This window comes from Paenibacillus sp. OAE614, assembly GCF_040546645.1.
Taxonomy (GTDB): Bacteria; Bacillota; Bacilli; order Paenibacillales; family Paenibacillaceae; genus Paenibacillus_AQ; species Paenibacillus_AQ favisporus.
Genome location: NZ_JBEPOD010000001.1, coordinates 607940 through 627410 on the forward strand (window position 1 = coordinate 607940; position 19471 = coordinate 627410).

At 55.0% G+C, this 19471-nt stretch carries 16 protein-coding genes and 1 other annotated feature (1 of these 17 only partly in view); of the genes, 13 read left to right on the forward strand and 3 right to left on the reverse strand.

Annotation, left to right across the window (positions count from 1 at the left end; all coding sequences use genetic code 11):
- Positions 1-273: a binding site (T-box leader), on the forward strand (it extends 17 nt beyond the left edge of the window).
- Positions 274-423: 150 nt separating this feature from the next.
- From pheS to ABIE48_RS03280, 3 genes are all read left to right on the forward strand, one after another.
- A complete protein-coding gene (pheS, locus tag ABIE48_RS03270; RefSeq protein ID WP_145025495.1) occupies positions 424-1458 on the forward strand; it encodes a phenylalanine--tRNA ligase subunit alpha in 1035 nt (344 codons plus the stop codon).
- Positions 1459-1499: 41 nt separating this feature from the next.
- Positions 1500-3950, forward strand: coding sequence for a phenylalanine--tRNA ligase subunit beta (pheT, locus tag ABIE48_RS03275; RefSeq protein ID WP_145025493.1), 2451 nt, complete (start codon positions 1500-1502; stop codon positions 3948-3950).
- 115 nt (positions 3951-4065) lie between these two features.
- The gene (locus ABIE48_RS03280; RefSeq protein WP_192716472.1) at positions 4066-7623 is read left to right on the forward strand and encodes a cell division protein ZapA; all 3558 of its coding nucleotides are present in this window, start codon (positions 4066-4068) and stop codon (positions 7621-7623) included.
- Between the two features lie 130 nt (positions 7624-7753).
- Here ABIE48_RS03280 and ABIE48_RS03285 read toward each other — a convergent pair whose 3' ends face one another.
- Positions 7754-8140 (reverse strand): cupredoxin domain-containing protein, encoded by a 387-nt coding sequence (locus ABIE48_RS03285; RefSeq protein ID WP_145025489.1) that lies wholly within the window; start codon positions 8138-8140, stop codon positions 7754-7756.
- A 254-nt stretch (positions 8141-8394) separates the two neighbouring features.
- Between ABIE48_RS03285 and ABIE48_RS03290 the strand changes: the two genes are divergently transcribed.
- Positions 8395-9510, forward strand: coding sequence for a GGDEF domain-containing protein (locus ABIE48_RS03290; RefSeq protein ID WP_076170694.1), 1116 nt, complete (start codon positions 8395-8397; stop codon positions 9508-9510).
- Positions 9511-9560: 50 nt separating this feature from the next.
- Here the strand turns inward: ABIE48_RS03290 and ABIE48_RS03295 are convergent, their stop codons facing one another.
- Positions 9561-9914 (reverse strand): phage holin family protein, encoded by a 354-nt coding sequence (locus ABIE48_RS03295; RefSeq protein ID WP_145025485.1) that lies wholly within the window; start codon positions 9912-9914, stop codon positions 9561-9563.
- 159 nt (positions 9915-10073) lie between these two features.
- Here ABIE48_RS03295 and ABIE48_RS03300 point away from each other — a divergent pair, with 159 nt between their 5' ends.
- The 4 genes from ABIE48_RS03300 (at position 10074) to ABIE48_RS03315 (ending at position 14888) form a co-directional block, all read left to right on the forward strand.
- Positions 10074-12440, forward strand: a complete 2367-nt coding sequence (locus ABIE48_RS03300; protein ID WP_145025483.1) for an endonuclease MutS2 — start codon at positions 10074-10076, stop codon at positions 12438-12440.
- A gap of 38 nt (positions 12441-12478) precedes the next feature.
- On the forward strand, positions 12479-12907 hold the full coding sequence (locus ABIE48_RS03305) for a DUF350 domain-containing protein (protein ID WP_105441850.1): 429 nt from the start codon (positions 12479-12481) through the stop codon (positions 12905-12907).
- Positions 12908-13010: 103 nt separating this feature from the next.
- Positions 13011-13589, forward strand: a complete 579-nt coding sequence (locus ABIE48_RS03310; protein ID WP_145025481.1) for a hypothetical protein — start codon at positions 13011-13013, stop codon at positions 13587-13589.
- A gap of 78 nt (positions 13590-13667) precedes the next feature.
- On the forward strand, positions 13668-14888 hold the full coding sequence (locus ABIE48_RS03315; RefSeq protein ID WP_145025479.1) for an MFS transporter: 1221 nt from the start codon (positions 13668-13670) through the stop codon (positions 14886-14888).
- Positions 14889-15011: 123 nt separating this feature from the next.
- Here the strand turns inward: ABIE48_RS03315 and ABIE48_RS03320 are convergent, their stop codons facing one another.
- On the reverse strand, positions 15012-16253 hold the full coding sequence (locus ABIE48_RS03320) for an NAD(P)/FAD-dependent oxidoreductase (protein WP_192716473.1): 1242 nt from the start codon (positions 16251-16253) through the stop codon (positions 15012-15014).
- A gap of 171 nt (positions 16254-16424) precedes the next feature.
- Between ABIE48_RS03320 and ABIE48_RS03325 the strand changes: the two genes are divergently transcribed.
- From ABIE48_RS03325 to ABIE48_RS03345, 5 genes are all read left to right on the forward strand, one after another.
- Positions 16425-16661: a hypothetical protein gene (locus ABIE48_RS03325; protein ID WP_145025475.1), complete on the forward strand. Its 237-nt coding sequence runs from the start codon at positions 16425-16427 to the stop codon at positions 16659-16661.
- A gap of 20 nt (positions 16662-16681) precedes the next feature.
- Positions 16682-17074: a spore coat protein gene (locus ABIE48_RS03330; protein WP_145025473.1), complete on the forward strand. Its 393-nt coding sequence runs from the start codon at positions 16682-16684 to the stop codon at positions 17072-17074.
- A gap of 248 nt (positions 17075-17322) precedes the next feature.
- Positions 17323-17823, forward strand: coding sequence for an Lrp/AsnC family transcriptional regulator (locus ABIE48_RS03335; protein ID WP_076170676.1), 501 nt, complete (start codon positions 17323-17325; stop codon positions 17821-17823).
- 13 nt (positions 17824-17836) lie between these two features.
- Positions 17837-19048 (forward strand): aminotransferase class I/II-fold pyridoxal phosphate-dependent enzyme, encoded by a 1212-nt coding sequence (locus ABIE48_RS03340; RefSeq protein WP_192716474.1) that lies wholly within the window; start codon positions 17837-17839, stop codon positions 19046-19048.
- 114 nt (positions 19049-19162) lie between these two features.
- Complete coding sequence (locus tag ABIE48_RS03345) at positions 19163-19426, forward strand: aspartyl-phosphate phosphatase Spo0E family protein (protein ID WP_076170672.1); 264 nt, start codon at positions 19163-19165, stop codon at positions 19424-19426.
- Positions 19427-19471: the final 45 nt, after the last annotated feature.

Here is a 19471-nt window from a genome sequence, read left to right on the forward strand (position 1 = left end):
GATAAGTAAGCAGTGCCTCTTTACAGGGAGGGGACGCCGGAGATTGAGAGCGTCTCTACAGAAACAGGCTGCTGAAATTCCCTCCGGAGCAGTTCCCTGAATGAATCCACGCGCCAGCATGTTTGCTGACAGGATTCCGCGTAGGGGATAACGGTTTTCGATCCGTTACATCGAGTGAGAGTGAGATCAAGCTGGCCAGAGGTGCGCGTGTGCGTATCAAACGGCTTTTCGCTTGTCTAACAAGGGTGGTACCACGGTCTTTTCGTCCCTTTTCGGGAGAAAAGGCCTTTTTGTATTTCTTGGGAATTTTTTCTGAGGATCCCCGCCAAGTACCTGAGCAGTCACCCGGGGCAAAAGCCCTGCTTTGCGGGGCGTTGTTGGTCAAAAATGTATTGGCGATTTCAAGAAGGAGGCAGGAAGTTCATGAAAGAAAAGCTGGAAGCATTGCGGCAGGAAGCGATCGCGCAGCTGAATGACGTCGCTGACGTACAGACGCTGAACGATTTGCGCGTGAAGTATCTGGGGAAAAAGGGGGCGCTGACCGAGATTTTGCGGGGCATGGGCGCGCTTAGCGCGGAGGAACGTCCGCTGATCGGCCAGGTGGCCAATGATGTGCGCGGAGCGATCGAAGGACTGATCGAGTCCAAGCAGCAGGCTTTCCAAAAGGCCGAAACCGAGCAGCGCCTGCAGGCGGAGAAGGTGGACGTTACGCTTCCCGGCCGCAAAATGACCCAAGGCGGCACCCATCCGCTCAACAAAGTCATCCAGGAAATCGAGGAGATTTTCATCGGCATGGGCTACCACATTGCGGAAGGACCGGAAGTGGAGACTGACTATTATAACTTTGAAGCGCTGAACCTGCCGAAGAACCACCCGGCCCGTGACATGCAGGATACGTTCTACATTACCGAGGAGCTCTTGATGAGAACGCAGACGTCGCCGGTGCAGATCCGGACGATGGAGAGCATGCAGGGCAAGGTGCCGGTGAAGATCATCTGCCCGGGCAAAGTATACCGCAGAGACGACGACGATGCGACGCACTCGTTCCAGTTCTACCAAATTGAAGGCCTGGTGATCGGTGAAAACATCCGCATGAGCGATTTGAAAGGCACGCTGCTGCAATTCGTCCGGGAAATGTTCGGACCGAACACGCAGATCCGCCTTCGTCCAAGCTTCTTCCCGTTCACAGAGCCGAGCGCGGAGGTCGACGTAACCTGTGCCAGATGCGGCGGCAGCGGATGCCGGGTGTGCAAGCATACGGGATGGCTGGAAATTCTGGGCTGCGGCATGGTGCATCCGGAAGTGCTGCGCAAGGGCGGCTACGATCCGGAAGTGCACAGCGGCTTCGCGTTCGGCATGGGGCCGGACCGGATTGCGATGCTGAAGTACGGAATCGACGATATCCGTCATTTTTATGGCGGCGATGTGGCATTCTTGAAGCAGTTTGCCCGCATGTAAGCGTAAGGTTAGCGAATACGGGAAGAAGGAAGGGAACGTAAGTGAAAGTATCGACAGAATGGTTATCCGATTATGTATCACTGGAAAATGTAACGGCCGAAGAGCTGGCCGAGCAGATTACGCGTGCGGGCATCGAGATCGACGAGGTTGAGCACCGCAATCACGGCATTTCGAAAGTCGTCGTGGGTTATGTAAAAAGCAAGGAGAAGCATCCCGATGCGGATAAGCTGAACGTCTGCGTCGTTGACGCGGGACAGGGCGAAGACCTGCAGATCGTCTGTGGCGCGAAAAACGTGGATGCCGGACAAAAGGTACCCGTTGCCCTGGTTGGCGCTCTGCTGCCCGGCGGGCTGGAGATCAAAAAAGCCAAGCTGCGCGGCGTCGCTTCTCAAGGCATGATCTGCTCCGCCAAAGAGCTGGGCATGAACGACAAGCTGCTGCCGAAGGAGCAGCAGGAAGGCATACTCGTCCTGGAGGAGAACGCGGAGATCGGAACGCCGATCACCTCCGTGCTCGGCCTGGACGACAAGGTACTCGATTTTGACCTGACGCCGAACCGTTCCGACTGCCTCAGTATGCGCGGAGCGGCTTACGAAGTGGCGGCCATTCTGGGCCGCGACGTCAAACTGCCTGATCCCGAAAGGGAACTGGTTGAGGTAGCTGACGCGGCAAGCAGCCATATCTCGGTCAAAATCAGCTCGCCTGAGCACTGCAGCCATTACACCGCGCGTTATATTACGGGCGTAAAGATCGCTCCGTCGCCGCAGTGGATGCAGAACCGCCTCATGGCTGCAGGCGTCCGTCCGATCAACAACATCGTGGACATCACCAACTATGTCATGCTTGAATACGGCCAGCCGCTGCATGCATTCGATGCGGACCGCTTGACAGGCGGGGCCGTAGATGTTCGCCTAGCTCGTGAAGGCGAGACGCTCGTGACGCTGGACGGCCAGGAACGCAAGCTGGAGCCTCACATGCTGCTCATTACCGACGGCGTGAAGCCGGTTGGATTAGCTGGCGTCATGGGCGGATTGGATTCCGAGGTTACGGACAGCACCGTGAACATTTTGCTCGAATCCGCCAAGTTCGACGGAGGTACCATCCGCAAGACGTCCCGCCAGCTCGGACTGCGCTCCGAAGCGAGCCAGCGCTTCGAGAAGGAAGTCGATCCGGGTGCGGTCATTCCGGCGCTGAACCGGGCTGCATCGCTGATCGCCCGTTATTGCGCAGGAACGGTTCATAAGGGCATCGTCGAAGCCGGTGCCTCGCGGGCGGAAGAAAAGGTGATTGTTCTGTCCTTCGACAAGCTGAACCGGTTCCTTGGAACGGAGCTGTCGATGCTGGAAGTGAAGACGATTTTTGGCCGTCTGCATTTCCACGCTGCGGATACCGCCCAGGGCATTCTTGAAGTGCAGGTGCCGACGCGCCGCGGAGACATTACGAAAGACGTCGACCTGATTGAAGAAATCGCCCGCTTGTACGGATACGACAATATCCCGACGACGGCGATCGAAGGGCCTACAACGCCGGGGGGCTATACGAAGCCTCAGGCGATCCGCCGCGAAATCCGCAGACTGTTCACCCATGGCGGATGGCAGGAAGTGATCAGCTACTCCTTCACCCATCCGGAGCTGGCCGCGCTGTTCCCGGCCTTGACGGAAGGAAGCGTGCCGGTGAAGCTGTCGATGCCGATGAGCGAGGAGCGCAGCGTGCTGCGTACGAGCATTCTGCCGCAGCTGCTCGATATCGCGGTTCACAACGCGAACCGGAAGCAGTACGATCTGGCGCTGTTCGAAGTGGGCAACGTGTTCTTCTCACAGGAGGAGACGCTGACGGTTCAGCCAAAAGAGCTGAACGTGCTGTCCTTGCTGCTGTGCGGCAGCCGCGGGCAGAAGCAGTGGAACCATGCGCCGGAGAAAGTCGATTTCTTCGACCTGAAGGGTGCCCTGGAGACGCTGTTCGGAGATTTGGGTCTGGAGGGAGCGATCCGGTACGTGGCGAACCAGCCGGCCGGATATCATCCCGGACGTTCAGCTTCCGTCTACCTGATCAATGGCGGCGGAGAGCAGGTGCTGATCGGAACGCTCGGTCAGGTGCATCCCGAATTGCAGCAGGAGCGCGGGCTCGGCGATGTGTACGTTGCCGAAATTCTGCTGCAGCCGCTGTACGATCACGCCGATTTCGATATCCGATATCAGGAGCTTCCGCGCTTCCCGGCTTCGGAGCGGGATATTGCAGTCGTGGTGGACAGCGCTGTGGAAGCGGGCTCCCTGCTTGAGACGATCCGCGAAGCCGCGGGTGAGCTCCTGCAGAACGTACAGGTATTCGATGTGTTTACCGGAAGCAAGCTCGGCGAAGGCAAGAAGAGCGTCGCGATTTCGCTCGTCTACCGCCACAATGAGCGCACGCTGACGGATGAGGAAGTCACCGCGGCGCATGCCGGGGTCGTCAGCGCCCTTGAGCAAAAGTTTCAAGCGGAATTAAGAAAATAGCAGGAATTGAATCCAATCACATCGAATCCTTAGACACAGAGATTCGATGTGATTTTTTTTATTGGAGAGAACAAGACATCTTAGAGTCAACACACATATGAAGGAGGGCACAACTGTGACTACACCTGATCGTACACGCGTCTCCGTGGAGATCTACGGGACTTCTTATAAACTGGTCGGCAGCAGTGCCGATTACATGCGAAAGATTGCCAGTTATGTCGATGAACGGATGAATGCTATTTCCAAAAGCAATTCCCGGCTGGACACCCCTAGGATTGCCGTTCTGGCCGCGGTACATATGGCGGAGGAAGCCGTGCAGATGCAGGATCTCCGCAACGAAGTGAAGATGCTGACCGGCGAGCGCAGCGAACTGCGCTCGGAGCTCACCAGGCTGCAGTCCGAGCGGGACGAGCAGCTGGCGGAAGTCAACAAGCAGAAGGAAGAAGCGCAGCAGATCAAGAAGGAGAAGGAAGAGCTGCAAAAGCGGCTGGAGCAGGAGAAGGCTGCGCTTGCGAAAGAGCTGGAGCAGTCCAAGTCCGAGCTTACGGCGCGGCTCGAGCAGACCCGGAATTCTTTGACGAAGGAGCTGGATCAGCTCCGCGCTTCGCTGAAGCGGGAGACGGAACAGAAGGAATCTTTGCTCCGCAAGGAGAAACAGGCCGCAGAGCAAATGCAGAAGGACAAGCAGTCTGTGGAGGAACGGCATAAAGCTGCCGTGTTGGAGCTGGAACGGAAGCATGCGGCAGCGCTGCAATCCGCCGAACAGAAGCGGGTCGGAGCGTTGAAAGAGGCGGAGGAGAACAACCGCGCGAAGATCACCGAGCTGGAGCAGAAGCATCAGGGAGCCGTCAAGGAGCTCGAAGAGAAGCATGCAGCCTCTATTCAGGAGCTGCAGGAGCAGCTGACCGAGCTTCGCGGCAGCAGCGGCGAGCTTCAGGAGAAGCTGCAGAACATGGAGCAGGAGCTGAAGAACGCCAAGGAGGCCTATTCCAGACTGCGGCAGCAGCATCAAGTCGTGCTGGTGCGCGAGGAGGAGGCCAAGGCGCAAGTGCAGGCTTTGACCGAGCAGGAGGAAGCGCTGAACGGACAGATCAGCAAGCTGAAGGACGAGGCGGCAGCTTCGGAAGAGGAACACCGCCGCATGCAGAAGCTGCTTGAGGATTACAGCGAGGCTTCCAAGAAAATGACCGGCGAAATCGCCCAACTGACGGCCGAAGCCGAAACCCTTCAAGGCACGATCGAGAAGCAGAAGGAAGAGATCGGCGAATTGGAGCTGCAGGTGCTGGAAGCCGGCGAGCAGAACGAGACGCTGGAGTCGGGCATGGCTTCGCTGCATGACGAGCTGAGCGTGCTGAAAGAGCAGGCGGACGGCGAGAGTAATCTCCGCCAGGAAGCTGAGCAGCAGCGGGAAGCGCTCCGGCAGGAGCTGGCCGCGAAAGAGGAGCGGCTGCAGCAGCTTGCGCAGGAGCTGGCAGATAAGCAGCAGCAGCTCGTAGCCCAGGTGCAGAAGCTGCAGGCGCAAGAGCGTTCTTCCTCGGAACAGGGAGAGGAACTTCAGCGTTTGGAGAAGCAGCTGGAAGCCCAGCAGGAGGTGCTGGCCGCGAAAGAGCAAGAGCTGGAATCGCTGAAGCAGGCGCTGCAAGGGCGGGAGCAGGATCTGCAGGATTACGGCCGGCAGATCGAGGCCAAAGAGGAGCAGATTGCAGGCCTGGAGCGGCAGTCGAGCCAATATGCGCAGCAGCTCAAGGACCTTCGGCTTCAATTGGAGGAACAGCAGGAATTGTATCTCGAGCTCGAAATCCAATCGGAGGAGCAGCATGAGAACGTACAAAACCTGCAGCAGGAGCTGGAGAGAAGACGGGAAGTACACGCGGAGCTGGAGCTTCAGGCGGAAGAGGAACGGAAACGTTATGCCGGCCTAAAGGAGCAGTGGGAAGTGCAGCAGGCAAGGTATACCGAGCTGCAGAGCCGTTCAGGCGAATACGAGCAGCAGTGCGGCGAGCTGCGGAAGCAGGTAGCTGAGCATGAGGAGCAGTACGAACTCGCCCAGCTTCTGCTCGAAGAGCAGCAGGAGCAGTATGCGGCGCTGCAGCAGGAGCTGGAAGAGCAGCGGAAGCAGCAGCAGACGGCCGCCCAGGCACTGAAGGAACGCGAAGAGGAGTACGCATTGCTGCAGCAGGAGCTGAAAGAGCAGCGTGAGCAGCAGCAAACGGCCGCCCAGGCACTGAAGGAACGCGAAGAGGAGTACGCATTGCTGCAGCAGGAGCTGGAAGAGCAGCGAAATCAGCAACAGACGGCCGCCCAGGCACTGAAGGAACGCGAAGAGGAGTACGCATTGCTGCAGCAGGAGCTGGAAGAGCAGCGTGAGCAGCAGCAGACGGCCGCTCGGGCGCTGAAGGAGCGCGAAGAGCAGAATGCAGCGCTGCAGCAGAAGCTGGAAGAGCAGCGTGAGCAGCAGCAGACGGCCGCCCAGGCGCTGAAGGAACGCGAAGAGCAGTATCGAGCGGTACAGCGGCAGCTGGAGGAGCAGCGGCAGGAGCACCAAACGACCCGCCAGGCGCTGGAAGACCTCGAGAATCAGTACCTGGAGGTTCAGGAGCAGCTCGAGGAACAGCAGGCGGAGCATCGGACGGCCCGCCGGGCGCTTGAAGATCTCGAAGAGCAATATTTAACCTTACAGCAGCAGAGCGAAGGTCATCAAGAGCAGTATCGTGCGCTGCAGCTCCGGCTGGAAGAACGGCAGGAGCAGTATCACGAGCTTCGGATGGAATATGATGACCACCAGGAGCTGTATCAGGAACTGCAGCAGGCGCATGACGCCAGAGCAGAGCAGCTGGCGGATTTGGAGCAGCAGCTGGAGGACAGCCGGGAAATGATCGGGCGCCTGCGGCAGCAGTCCGAGGAATATGCCCGCGACAACGGCACATTGCGCCAGCAGCAGGAGCAAGCTGAAGCACGGTTTGAAGAGCTGGAGCTTCAAGCCAAGGACGTTCAGGCTCAGTACGAAGAGCTGCAGCGGGTGAACCGGGCAGCTCAGGAGCAAAATGAACAGCTGCGGAGCCAAACCGAAGCCCAGCGCGAACAGTACAACAGCTTGAACCAGCAGTATCAAGGTTTGCAGCGGCAGTATGAGGAGCTGCAGCGCCAGGTGAAGGAGGCGCAGAGCCGCCAGGAGGATACCGAAATCGAATACCTGCTTCTGCTGGAGGAGAAAGAGGCCGCTGTGAAGAAGCTGGAGGAAGCATCGCTGCAGCTGGATGAAGCGGCCGACCGGGAGACCGAGCTGCGCAGACTGCTGCGCAGTGCCGAGCAATCCATGCAGTCTTATCAGGATAAGCTGAAGGATATGATGGACCAGCAGGAAGCGTGGGGCAGCCGGGAGCTGGAACTGCAAGAGGAGCTTGAGGCTTGGCAGCAGCAGATCGCTGCCGGCGAGCAGCAGCTTACCCGGATCCAGAGCGAGAAGGAGTCGGTCGCGGATGAGCTTCGCCAAGTGGGCGAAAGCTTTGAGCTGGTGACGCATCAATACCGCCTGCTGCAGGCAGAGCATGAGATTCAGCTGGAGAAGACCGGCAAGCTGGAGGAAGAGTACCGCTTGCTCAAGGACGAGTATTCCAAGCTGCAGACCGAATATAACGAGTGGATCGAGCTGATCGAACAGGATCAGAGCTGACTTCTAAAGACCACCCACATTTCACACCTAAATGAAAATCCCCTCGGAGTAAGCGGCAGGACGGATCATGCATCATCCTGAAGCATACTTCGAGGGGATTTTAACTTTTGGGTTCAAGTCTGCCTAACTTTTATTCCACAATGACTTTGGCAATCATGCCGGAATGTCCCGCTCCACAGAACACTGAGCAGGCCATTTCGAACGTGCCGGCTTTTTCCGGCGTGACGACCGCGGACTTGTTTTTACCGTCAAGCTGAAGTTCGAGACCCGGAATGAGAACGCCGTGGTTTCCCTCATCGTTTTCAAGCGTAATTTTGACAGGTACGCCCTTTTTGAGATGATATTCTTTTTGATCGAATGCATAGTTTGTCGCCTTGATCACCAATTCCTCGCTCGGGGCTGCACCGGTTTCGGTGACTCCGCTGCCCGATGCGGAATCGCCGCTCTTGGATTGTCCGCAAGCAGCCAGCACCAGAAGCAGCACGCAGGAAAGGACGACAGCCAGGGTCTTCTTCACTTGTGATCCTCCTTTATGTATACCTTCATCATTTTAATTGGTTCCATGCCTTATCATACCTTAAGTTGGATATGTCTGGGCGAGGCTCATTTGAAAAATTGGTGAACGCAGCACCCGTTGATTTTGCCGCGCCCAGGAAAAGGATCAGCTGGAAAAAAGATAGTGCTTATCTTGGATTTAAGATATAATGAGCATTGACGATGTACGAAGCCCGCAAATATTCTTGTTAAGAAGATTAGGGGAATGACATTCCAATGAATCGCACAGGGTTGATTTTGGAAGATTTATGGCATCGCAAAATATTGAACGCCTATTGGATCGTGACGCTGATGTTTTTCGCGGCGGAGGCGGTTCTGCTGCTGCTGGGCTGCATTCCTTCCGTGACCGCCGGGGACGGGCCGGAGGACTGGCTGCGTCTGGGCATCCCTGACGGCTGCATCCTGCTGCTCATGCTGGCGGCACAGACCTGGCTGCGATTCGAACCTAAATACCGGAAGCAGGTTGTGGTCGGCTGCGGATTTTTGCTCTCCTACCTGTTTTATTTCATCATTCAACCGATCGTGGACGGGGCACAGATGGCGCTCCTTCTGCCCGTTCTGATTTCCGTCGTTTATTTTGATCGCAAACTTCTATATGGCTTTGGCTCGTTAACGATCCTCCTGTACTGTCTCATCTATCTCACCGAACGCTCCCTTTATCAGAAACCCATTCAGGAATTCATCCAAATCCAAAGCGTGTTTATTGTCAGCATCATGATTGGTCATACGATTTTGGTCCGGGTCAAGGAATTTATGCGCCATCTGGAATCGGTCATGAAGTCGGAGCAGCAGCTCCTGGTGGAAAGAACGATATCGGACAAGCTGCTCAAAATCGATGCACTGACCGGGCTATACAATCACAAGGCGTTTCACGAATACCTGGAGGCTCTGCTGGAGCAATGTGAGAAGTATCAGCTTCCGCTGCAGCTGGCAATTATCGATATCGATAATTTTAAAAAGGTCAACGATAATTACGGGCATCGGGTGGGCGATGTCGTGCTGAAAGAGGTTGCTTCGAAGGTGATGTCGACGATGACGCCGAATGATTTTGCCGCCCGTTATGGCGGAGAGGAATTTGCCATTATTATGGCGGATAAGACATTGGAAGAAGCAGAACGCATGGCTGAGCAGCTGCGTGAACGGATCGCCAGAACCGAGCTGCCGCATACGGTGAAGCCGGTTACGGTGAGCATCGGACTTTGCAATTTTCAGCAGGGGGACGACAAGGAATCATTATTTCGAAAAGCGGACATGGCGCTGTACCAGGCCAAACGGACGGGAAAAAATAAAGTGGTGACCGCGGGTGAAGACGCAGCCGATTATGCCGGATAAAAAAGGAAAGACCCCTGTCCTTAGGCAGGGGTTTTCATTCGGGAATTGGTTTACCGCTTGTCCCTTCCGGCATTAAATGCGGACACCGGGATAAACAGGTCGATAATACCGATGACGAGGGCGGCGAGAATGGCGCCAAGGAGGGTAACTTCAACGCCGCTGACAATAAATTGGGCGATGTATATGACGAGGGCACTGACGATGAAACCGACGATCCCGCGTCCAAAGGGAGTAACCCTTTTGCCGAAGATTCCTTCAATAATCCACCCCAGCAGTGCGATAACCAAAGCGAGCAGCAGAGCGCTCCAGAACCCTCCGACGGAAAACTGGGGAACGATCCAGCCTACGATCAGCAGGACGATGGCAGACACGATAAAGCGAACGACATGACCCAGAAAATGCATGCAACTGGCCTCCTTTACACATGGATACTGTGTTATGCAAACCTTATTATATTCAATTTTCGCCATGTTATGTATGGAATGATTTAGCGCTCAAAATGGCGAAGCGGCAAACATTTCGTATATAATAAAGGCATTGCACGAGAGGAGTAGTGAATACTGTTGGACGACAAGATTTTGCATACGCTCGAATACCGCAAGATTTTAGATAAATGCGCTGCCTATACCCAAACTTCGATGGGGAGGGAAGCGGCCGAGTCCTTGAAGCCCGATACCGATCTGGAATCGGTAAAGCGTTTGCTTCAGGCAACCGACGAAGCGTATACCGTGGACCGTCTGAAGGGAAATCCGTCCTTCGGCGGCATCACGGACATCGCCGCTCCGCTGAAGCGCGCCAGAATCGGCGGCACCTTAAGCCCGCACGAGCTGCTGGCCATCGGCAACACCGTGAACGGTTCGAGACGGATCAAGCGGTTCATCGCGAATGTTCACGAGGACGAGCCGATTCCCCTGCTGGAGGGGATCAGTGAAAATTTATCCGAGCAGAAGCCGCTGGAAGATGCCATTAAAGCATGCATCGACGAAAGCGCCGAGGTGCTCGATTCCGCCAGTCCGGGGCTTGCCCAGGTTCGGCGGGAGCTGAGATCTGGCGAGGTGCGGATCCGGGAGAAGCTCGATTCGATGATCCGTTCCTCCAGCGTGGCCAAAATGCTGCAGGACCAGCTCATTACGATCCGGGGGGACCGGTTTGTCATTCCGGTTAAAGCGGAATACCGTTCGTATTTCGGCGGGATCGTGCATGATCAGTCCGGTTCGGGGGCGACGCTCTTTATTGAGCCGGAATCGATCGTGGCGATGAACAACAAGCTGCGCGAAACCCGGATGAAGGAAGAACGCGAAATTGAAATTATTTTGCAAAAGCTGACGGCGCTCGTCGGTGAACAAGCGGATCTTCTTCTGCTCGATATCGATCTGCTGGGTCAGCTCGACTTTATATTTGCCAAGGGGCGTCTGGCGCATGTCATGAAGGCCAGCCAGCCGAGAATGAACGACCGGGGATACTTGAAGCTGAAGAAAGGACGCCATCCGCTGATCGATATGGAGAAGGTTGTGCCGATCGACGTGGAATTGGGCAACTCGTACACTTCCATTATCGTGACCGGGCCGAATACCGGCGGTAAGACCGTCACGCTGAAGACGATCGGATTGCTGAGCCTGATGGCGATGTCCGGTCTGTTCGTTCCCGCGGAGGAAGGAAGCCAGCTCTGCGTGTTCGATGCCATTTACGCCGATATCGGGGACGAGCAGAGCATCGAACAGAGCTTGAGTACGTTCTCCAGCCATATGACCAATATTATCCGCATTTTGAACCATATGACGCCGAAGAGTCTGGTGCTGCTTGACGAAGTGGGGGCCGGGACTGATCCGGCGGAAGGCTCGGCGCTCGCTATTTCCATTCTGGAGCATATCCACAGCCTGGGCTGCCGGATGGTGGCTACTACCCACTACAGCGAACTCAAGGCTTATGCCTATGAACGCAAAGGCGTCATCAACGCAAGCATGGAATTTGACGTCAACACGCTGAGTCCGACTTACCGGCTCCTCGTCGGCGTTCCGGGACGAAGCAACGCGTTTGCGATTGCGGAGCGGCTCGGACTTCCGCAGGTGATCCTGGATTATGCTCGCGGGGAAGTGAAAGAGGAAGATCAGCGCGTCGAGCATATGATCGCCTCCCTCGAGGAAAACCGGCTGGGCGCCGAAAACGAACGTGAGAAGGCCGAGAAACTGCGCCAGGAAATGGAGCAGCTCCGAAGCCGGCACCAGCAGGAGCTCGAGAAGCTCGAGGAGCAGCGCGACCGGCTGATCGAGAAGGCCCGGGGCGAGGCCAAGGAAGTCATTGCCAAAGCCCGCCGCGAAGCGGAGCAGATCATCGCCGATCTGCGGCAGCTGGCCAAAGAGGAAGGGGCTTCGGTCAAGGAGCATAAGCTGATCGCTGCCCGCCGGCAGCTGGATGAGGCTGAGCCGCAGCAGCGCAAGAAGGGAGCGGCCAAACCGAAGGCCAAGGCCCCGCGCCAGATCGAGCCCGGCGATGAAGTCATGGTCTACAGCCTGAACCAGAAGGGCAATGTCGTGGAGCTGTCCGGCGCGAAGGAGGCCGTGGTGCAGCTCGGCATCATGAAGATGAAGGTCAGCCTGGACGACCTCGAGCTGGTGAATGCGAACAAACCGGCCGAGAAGCAGGTGCAGCGGCATGCGACTACGGTCAAGCGCACGCGGGATGACAACATCCGCAGCGAGCTGGATCTGCGGGGCGCGAATCTGGAAGAGGCGCTGATCGAAGTCGACCGTTTTATCGATGAAGCGTTTTTGGGCAACCTCGGCCAAGTATACCTGATTCACGGGAAAGGCACGGGAATTTTGAGACAGGGAATCTCGGAATATCTCCGTAAGCACAAGCATATTAAAAGTTACCGTCTGGGAAATTACGGCGAAGGCGGAACCGGTGTGACGGTGGTTGAGCTTAAATAATATGGGTGTGAGCCTGAATTTCAGCCGGGAACAGGGGGATGTTGGGAGTGAAGAACGGGGCTGATCTGCTGTTGGCCTATCCGATCGGTACGCTGATTGGTTATTTTTCGGTAGCGATTCTGGGCTTGATCGTCTTTCTGTACTGTTTTGAAATCGTGGCGAGGTACAAGTGCTGGGATGAAATCGGACGAGGCAATATTGCTGCCGCTTTGGCTACCGGAGGCAAAATTTTCGGCCTTTGCAATGTGCTGAGGTACAGCATCGAGTCCAAAACGTCGATTTATGACATGATGAAGTGGGCCTTCTACGGCTTTCTGCTGCTGTTTATCGCCTACCTGCTGTACGAATTTTTAACCCCGGTGTTTTCCGTGGACGAAGAAATTAAACGGGATAACCGGGCGGTCGGCCTGATCTCTATGCTGATCCCGGTGTCCCTTTCATATGTGATTGGAGCCTGTTTAATGTAGGAGGAACACATGAAAAATTTGGCGAGGATTTTGTTCGTCGCTGCGGTCGCCTTCTTTGTTGTGGGCGTCGTATATTTGATGAAACATTAAGGAGATGGATCATATGGAAACTACCGTTTGCCCTTGGTGCCAGACGGAAATCGTATGGGACGAGGAACTGGGCCCCGAGGAGGAATGCCCTTACTGCCACAATGAGCTGAAAGGTTACCGGACGCTGAGCATCCAGCTGGGTGCGGATGAAGAGGAAGCGGACGTAGACGAAGAGCATGATGGAATCGAAGGTACGGATTGGGAGCTTCCTGAGGATGACGATAAAGCCGTTCCTTTTTGGAATGAGGAAGACATGCAGCAGCTGCCTCCGTCGATCCGGACGCTCGATAAGTATGAGGACAGCCATGACCTCATGAACTACGAGGAGACAGTGGAGCAAATTCTGGATGAGCAGGAGGAAGTGCCGGAATGCCCGAAATGCCGGGATTATATGGTGCTTGCCGGCACGCATCAAGTGGGAGACCAATTTCAGCCCGCGGCTTTCGGCGTGCTCCAAGGTCCGGTATTGACTCCGCCTTTTCAAGTTCAAATGTATATTTGCACGGGATGCTTCCATGTCGAATACAATCTGGCCGAGGAAGACCGGCTGCGGATGGTCGACCACTTGAGCCAAGAGAAGAAGAATTCGTAAATAAAGCAAACCGACCGATGATTTGCCCCCTTTTAGGGAACTACTAATGAGGTAGACCCGGATATGAAGGGGGTAATTATGAAATCAAAATCATCTGCGCGGCTGAACCGGCAAACTATACTGCTGCTTGCCGTTAACGGGCTGATCGTTTTATCCGGCGCCTTGTCGGGCACGTTTCTCAACGTATATTTATGGAAAAGCAAACAGGATTACGCGATGATCGGATGGTTTACCGTCGCCCAGCAGCTGGCCGTCGGGCTCACCTTTTGGCTGGCAGGCAAATGGGTGAAGGAGTATAACAAAATGAACGCCCTCAGGCTGGGGATCGGGCTGACGGGCCTTTTTTATTTGCTGGTTCTGTGGGTTGGGGAAAAGGCAATTTATTATATATGGCCGCTCGGGATACTGCTCGGGATTGCGATCGGGCTGTTCTGGATTGCTTTTAACGTGGTGTATTTCGAAGTCACCGATCCTGAGAACCGGGACCTGTTTAACGGGTGGGTCGGCCTGCTCGGCTCCATTACGGGTATTGTCGGGCCCTGGTTTTCCGGCCTGCTGATTTCCATGCTGAAGGGCGACCGGGGGTATCGTATCATTTTTACGACGTCCCTGATCATTTATGCCCTCGGCGTGGTGCTGAGCTTCTTTTTGAAAAAGAGGAAAAAGGGCGGAACCTATGCCTGGCTCGAGCCTGTGAAGCAGCTGAAGGACAAAGGCAGCCCCTGGCGGCTCATGGCCCCGGGTCTGGCGGCGCAGGGGATTCGGGAAGGGGTGTTCGCCTTTCTGATCAATCTCCTTGTGTTTGTTGCCACGAAGCAGGAGTCGAAGCTGGGGCAGTTCTCGCTCATTACGTCCGCAGTATCCCTGGCCACGTACTGGCTGGCAGGCAAATGGTTCAAACCGGCCTATCGGAGCGCGGGCATGCTGGTGGGCGCCCTGCTGCTGTGGGTAGTCATGGTACCGCTTATCTGGAAGGTCAATTATTTTACACTGCTGCTGCTCGGCATAGGTACGGCTATTTTTATGCCGCTGTACATCCTTCCGATGGTCTCATCCGGTTTCGACTTGATGGGAACCAGTGACGAAAACGTGGAAAAGCGGGTCGAGCTGGTCGTTCTGCGTGAGCTCAGTCTGATGGTCGGCCGCCTTCTCGGTACGATGATATTCATCATCGTGCTGTCCTTCAGCAAAGACCAGAGCACCATAACCGTGCTGATGCTCGTGCTTGGCGCATCACCGATCCTCAGCTGGATCTGCGTGAGACGGCTGCTCAAGCCGGGGAAATCGGCACGCACTTGAACAATCGTGTTACACAGCAAATCCCCTGATTCCTTCATTCGGAGTCAGGGGATTTTTCTGTAGGGAAGAGATTGAACTTACGGAAGCCCAACCTGGCTGCAAGGTTTAAGATTTATCTGCCGATCAGGAGCCGGGAACCTGAGCATTGGGGGACGGTTTAGAGGTCCGCTCCAGTGAGAAAATTTCCAGCTCGGGGCGCGTTTTCCCGCAAAGGACATCGCTCAGCAGATCCGCCGCAATCATGCAGTAGACCGTCCCGTTGCCGCCATAGGCTTCAATAAAATAACTATGAGGAAACCGGGAATGCGGCCCGATCATGGGCAGTCCGTCGTGGGTGAGCCCGAACAGGGAAGCCCATGCATAGTCGACTTGGATGTCGGCGTAACGGGGGAAAAGGGCCTTAATCTCGTTCAGCAGCATTTCGCTTTTATGCCGGATTCTTCCTTCCCTCTCCTCCGGATCGACCGGATGCTCGTCCAGACCCCCTGCTACGATACGGTTGTCCGGGGTGGTCCGCATATAAAGGTACGGCCGTGCCGTCTCCCAGATGAGGCAGCGCTCGTGCCAACCGGTAAAATTGGGTACGGGGCTCGTGACGATCGCATAGGTCGTCTGAAGCAGCGCATTGCGGTCCGGTTTCTCTTCCTGTGTTTCATAGCCGCCCGCATGGACGACTTTACGGGCGAAGATCCGGCCGGTGCGCGTATAACAAACCACGCCGTCTTCTTCATATTCCAAATGAATGACCGGGCTGTTTTCGTACACCCGTACCCCATAATCCGCCGCATATTGAACGAGGGCGTGCACAAACCGGAAAGGGTTGACTTCGGCATCGCCGCTCGTATACAACGCCGCGGGCTTGGAGAAGGGGAACCGCGAAGCGATATCGGACGAATCCCAATATGACGTTTCAAAACCGTGCTTGCGTAGAGTTTCGTGTTCCTCTTTCAGGTAAGCCACATCCTCCTCGGTGCTCGCGTAATACAAGCTGTTTCGGGGAATAAGCTCGGGTTCAAGCTTGAGGCCGCCGGCGGCTTCTTTCAGTTTGCGCATTGCCTCCCTGCACATTTGATAAAAGGTAATACCGGTCTGCTCACCAAACGTATGAATGATGGAAGTCAGCGATTTATCATTGAAACTTTGGAGCAGGCCTGTGTTGGCCGATGAGCTCCCCTCGGCGATCCGGCCCTTTTCCACCAGCACGGTCTGAAGATTCAGCCCGGCCAGTTTGTGTGCGAGAAGGGCTCCGCCCATACCGCCGCCAATGATCAATACGTCGCAGGACAGATGTTCCGTAAGTTCCGGATAGGCGGGTGCCGGATTCAGCGTCGACGGCCAAGCTAAGTTTCCTTTATTCAAAATCATATGTCTTTCGCCCCTTATCGGTAGTATTCAAAGTATTCGCTCCATCTGGGCAATTTATAGCTTGCTCCAGACGGAATCGACGGATGAAGCAGATCATGCCTGACAATACATAGAAAACCTCTCCTGGGACATAATACGGACTGAGTTAAGATATCCAGAGGAGGAATACCGATGCAGTCCAATCAAATGCAGGCGATCACCGGCAAAGAGCTGGAATATATCGTCGATTCGATTTCCAATGAGGATTTGCTGATCAAGCAGTGTGCGGCAACGGCCGCAGCTACGCAGAACCCGACGATTCAGCAGGCGTGCCAGCAATACATCCGGTCGATGGACCACCATATCGATTTACTCGTACAGGCCATTCAGCAGCACCAGCCGCTGGCGCCGACGAGTCCCCAACAATGATCGCTTAGGAGGCGTGCACAATGTATTATCAAACTTCCAGTAACTCGCAATTCATGCAGGACGAGGATCTGCTGTACACCATTCTGGCCGATCTGAAAAGAACGGTCCGCGAATACACCACGGCAACGACGGAATCCTCGTGCCCGACCGTGCGGCAATTGTTTACGCAGCTGACGAACGATACGCTCCGCATGCAGGGAGAATTATACAATCTGATGAAGCAGCTGAATATGTACTCTACGTCATCCAAGGCGCTTCGCCAAGATGTGGACAAGTCGATTCAGGATGCGCGAAATTTGCAGCAAAAGAACCGTCAGTTCGTGCAGCAAAAAACAAGCAGCATGGGCCAATATGCCCAGGCATCCAATCCGTACCAGCAGCAGCAAAGCTCCCAAAACCCGTATTACATGTAATTTGCCAGAGGTGCAGGCGCCGTTTAGTTCTCATGTGCGGCGTCACCAAGCGGATAACAATAAGTACCCAAAATCCTGCTTCTATGAAGCATGGACCCATTTTGCCGTCTCCATTTCGGCCCACGCCGGGGAGACGGTTTTGCTTTGCATGCATGATAATTTCATGTAATATTAGTATTAATCTCGAACCCGGGTCCTTTGTCGTAATAGTGAAGAAGGCCCGTGGAACAAGCGCTGGAGGATGCTGTATGAAACAACTGACGGATTTGAAACTGAAGGTCCTCGACCTGTTGAACGAAGACGCGAGACGGTCCCCGGCCCTGCTGGCAACGCTCATCGGTGTTGAAGAGGAAGCGGTCAAGGAAGCGATCGCGGAGCTGGAACAAGACCATGTCATCGTAAAATATGCGGCGGTCGTGAACTGGAGCAAGATTGAAGACGAGACGGTAACCGCCTTGATCGAAGTGCAGATAACGCCCGAGCGCGGGCGGGGCTTTGAAGGGATCGCGGAGCGGATCTATTTGTATCCGCAGGTCAAATCCGTGTATCTCATGTCGGGAGCCTACGACCTTCTTGTGGAAGTGGAAGGGCGCAACCTGCGGGAAGTGGCCAACTTCGTTTCCGAGAAGCTGTCGCCAATTGACTCGGTATTGTCGACGAAGACAAATTTCATTTTGAAGAAATATAAGCAGGACGGAATTATTTTTGAAGACCGTGAAGAAGATAACCGTCTCATGATCTCACCGTAAAGGAAGATGTGTCATGATCGTGAATGAAGAAACGAAGAAACAGCAGAATTCGAAATCGATGCAATCGTATTTGGCTCCTTTGGTCCGCGATATTCCGCCATCCGGAATCCGCCGATTTTTTGACCTGGCCGAAGGAAGCAAGGACATTATTACACTGGGCGTAGGGGAACCGGACTTCACGACTCCATGGCATGTGAGAGAAGCCTGCGTATATTCCCTTGAGCGGGGGCGCACGGCCTACACTTCCAACGCCGGGATGATCGAACTCCGGGAAGCTATCGCCCAGTATTTGAATGACAGCTTTCAGGTCTCCTACCAGCCGTCCAATCAGATTCTAGTGACCGTTGGCGGCAGCGAGGCGATCGATCTGGCGCTGCGTGCGCTGATCGTGCCTGGGGACGAGATTCTTATCCCCGAGCCCTGCTACGTATCCTACTCCCCGATCACCTCGATCGGCGGCGGGGTTCCGGTTGGCATCGAGACGTTCGCAGAGAACGACTTCAAGCTGACGGCAGAGGCACTTGAGGCCAAAATCACACCGAAGTCCAAGGTGCTGATTTTATGCTACCCGAGCAATCCGACCGGCGCCATCATGACGTATGAGGACTGGCTGCCGATCGCCAAAGTGGTGGAGAAGCATGATTTGATCGTCATTTCCGACGAGATCTATGCCGAACTGACATATACGCAAAAGCATGTCAGCTTTGCCTCGATTCCCGGCATGATGGACCGGACGGTTCTGGTCAGCGGCTTTTCCAAGGCGTTCGCCATGACCGGCTGGCGTATGGGCTATGCCTGCGCCCATCCCGACCTGATCGCCGCCATGCTGAAGATTCACCAGTACACAGTGATGTGCGCGCCGGTGATGGGGCAGGTTGCCGCGCTGGAGGCGCTGACCAACGGGCTGGAAGAAAAGGACCGGATGATCGAGTCCTACAATCAGCGGCGCCGTTTGATCGTGCAGGGCTTCGTCGATATCGGACTGCCGTGTCATGAGCCGCAAGGTGCCTTTTATGCTTTCCCTAGCATCGCTGAGACCGGGCTGTCCTCGGATGAATTCGCCCAGCGCCTGCTGATGGAAGCAAAGGTTGCCGCAGTGCCTGGAACGGCCTTCGGACAAGGGGGAGAAGGCTTTCTCCGCTGCTCGTACGCCACCTCCGTCGCCCAACTGACTGAGGCTCTGGAGCGTATTGGAGAATTTGTCCACAAACTGAAAACCAGCTGAACAATAATTCCCTGTTTCTAGTAGAATTTAACATAAATTTCACTTTTATTTATTTATTTGTATGTTATAATTCTATTTTGGGAGCAAAAATTGACTTGCCAAGGAGGGATGACCTTGTTTTGCGCTGAATACGATTTGCCTGCATTCCGCGGACATTACGCAGCTGAAGGCAGCAATAATGTAAAATGGTCAACCAAAACGACAGATCAGACGAAAACTTTATCCTTGGAAGACGAAATCATGATGCTCCGCAAAAAAATGGAACAGATCTTTATGCAGGAACAGTCTTTTACATCGGAAATCGTAATCGAAATCAGCAGTTTGCTGGATTTGAAAATAAACGAATATATGAAAAGCTGCCCGAAGAAGAAGTCTTAATCGGCAGGCGGAAGACCCCGGAACGGGGTCTTCTTTTTTTCTCTC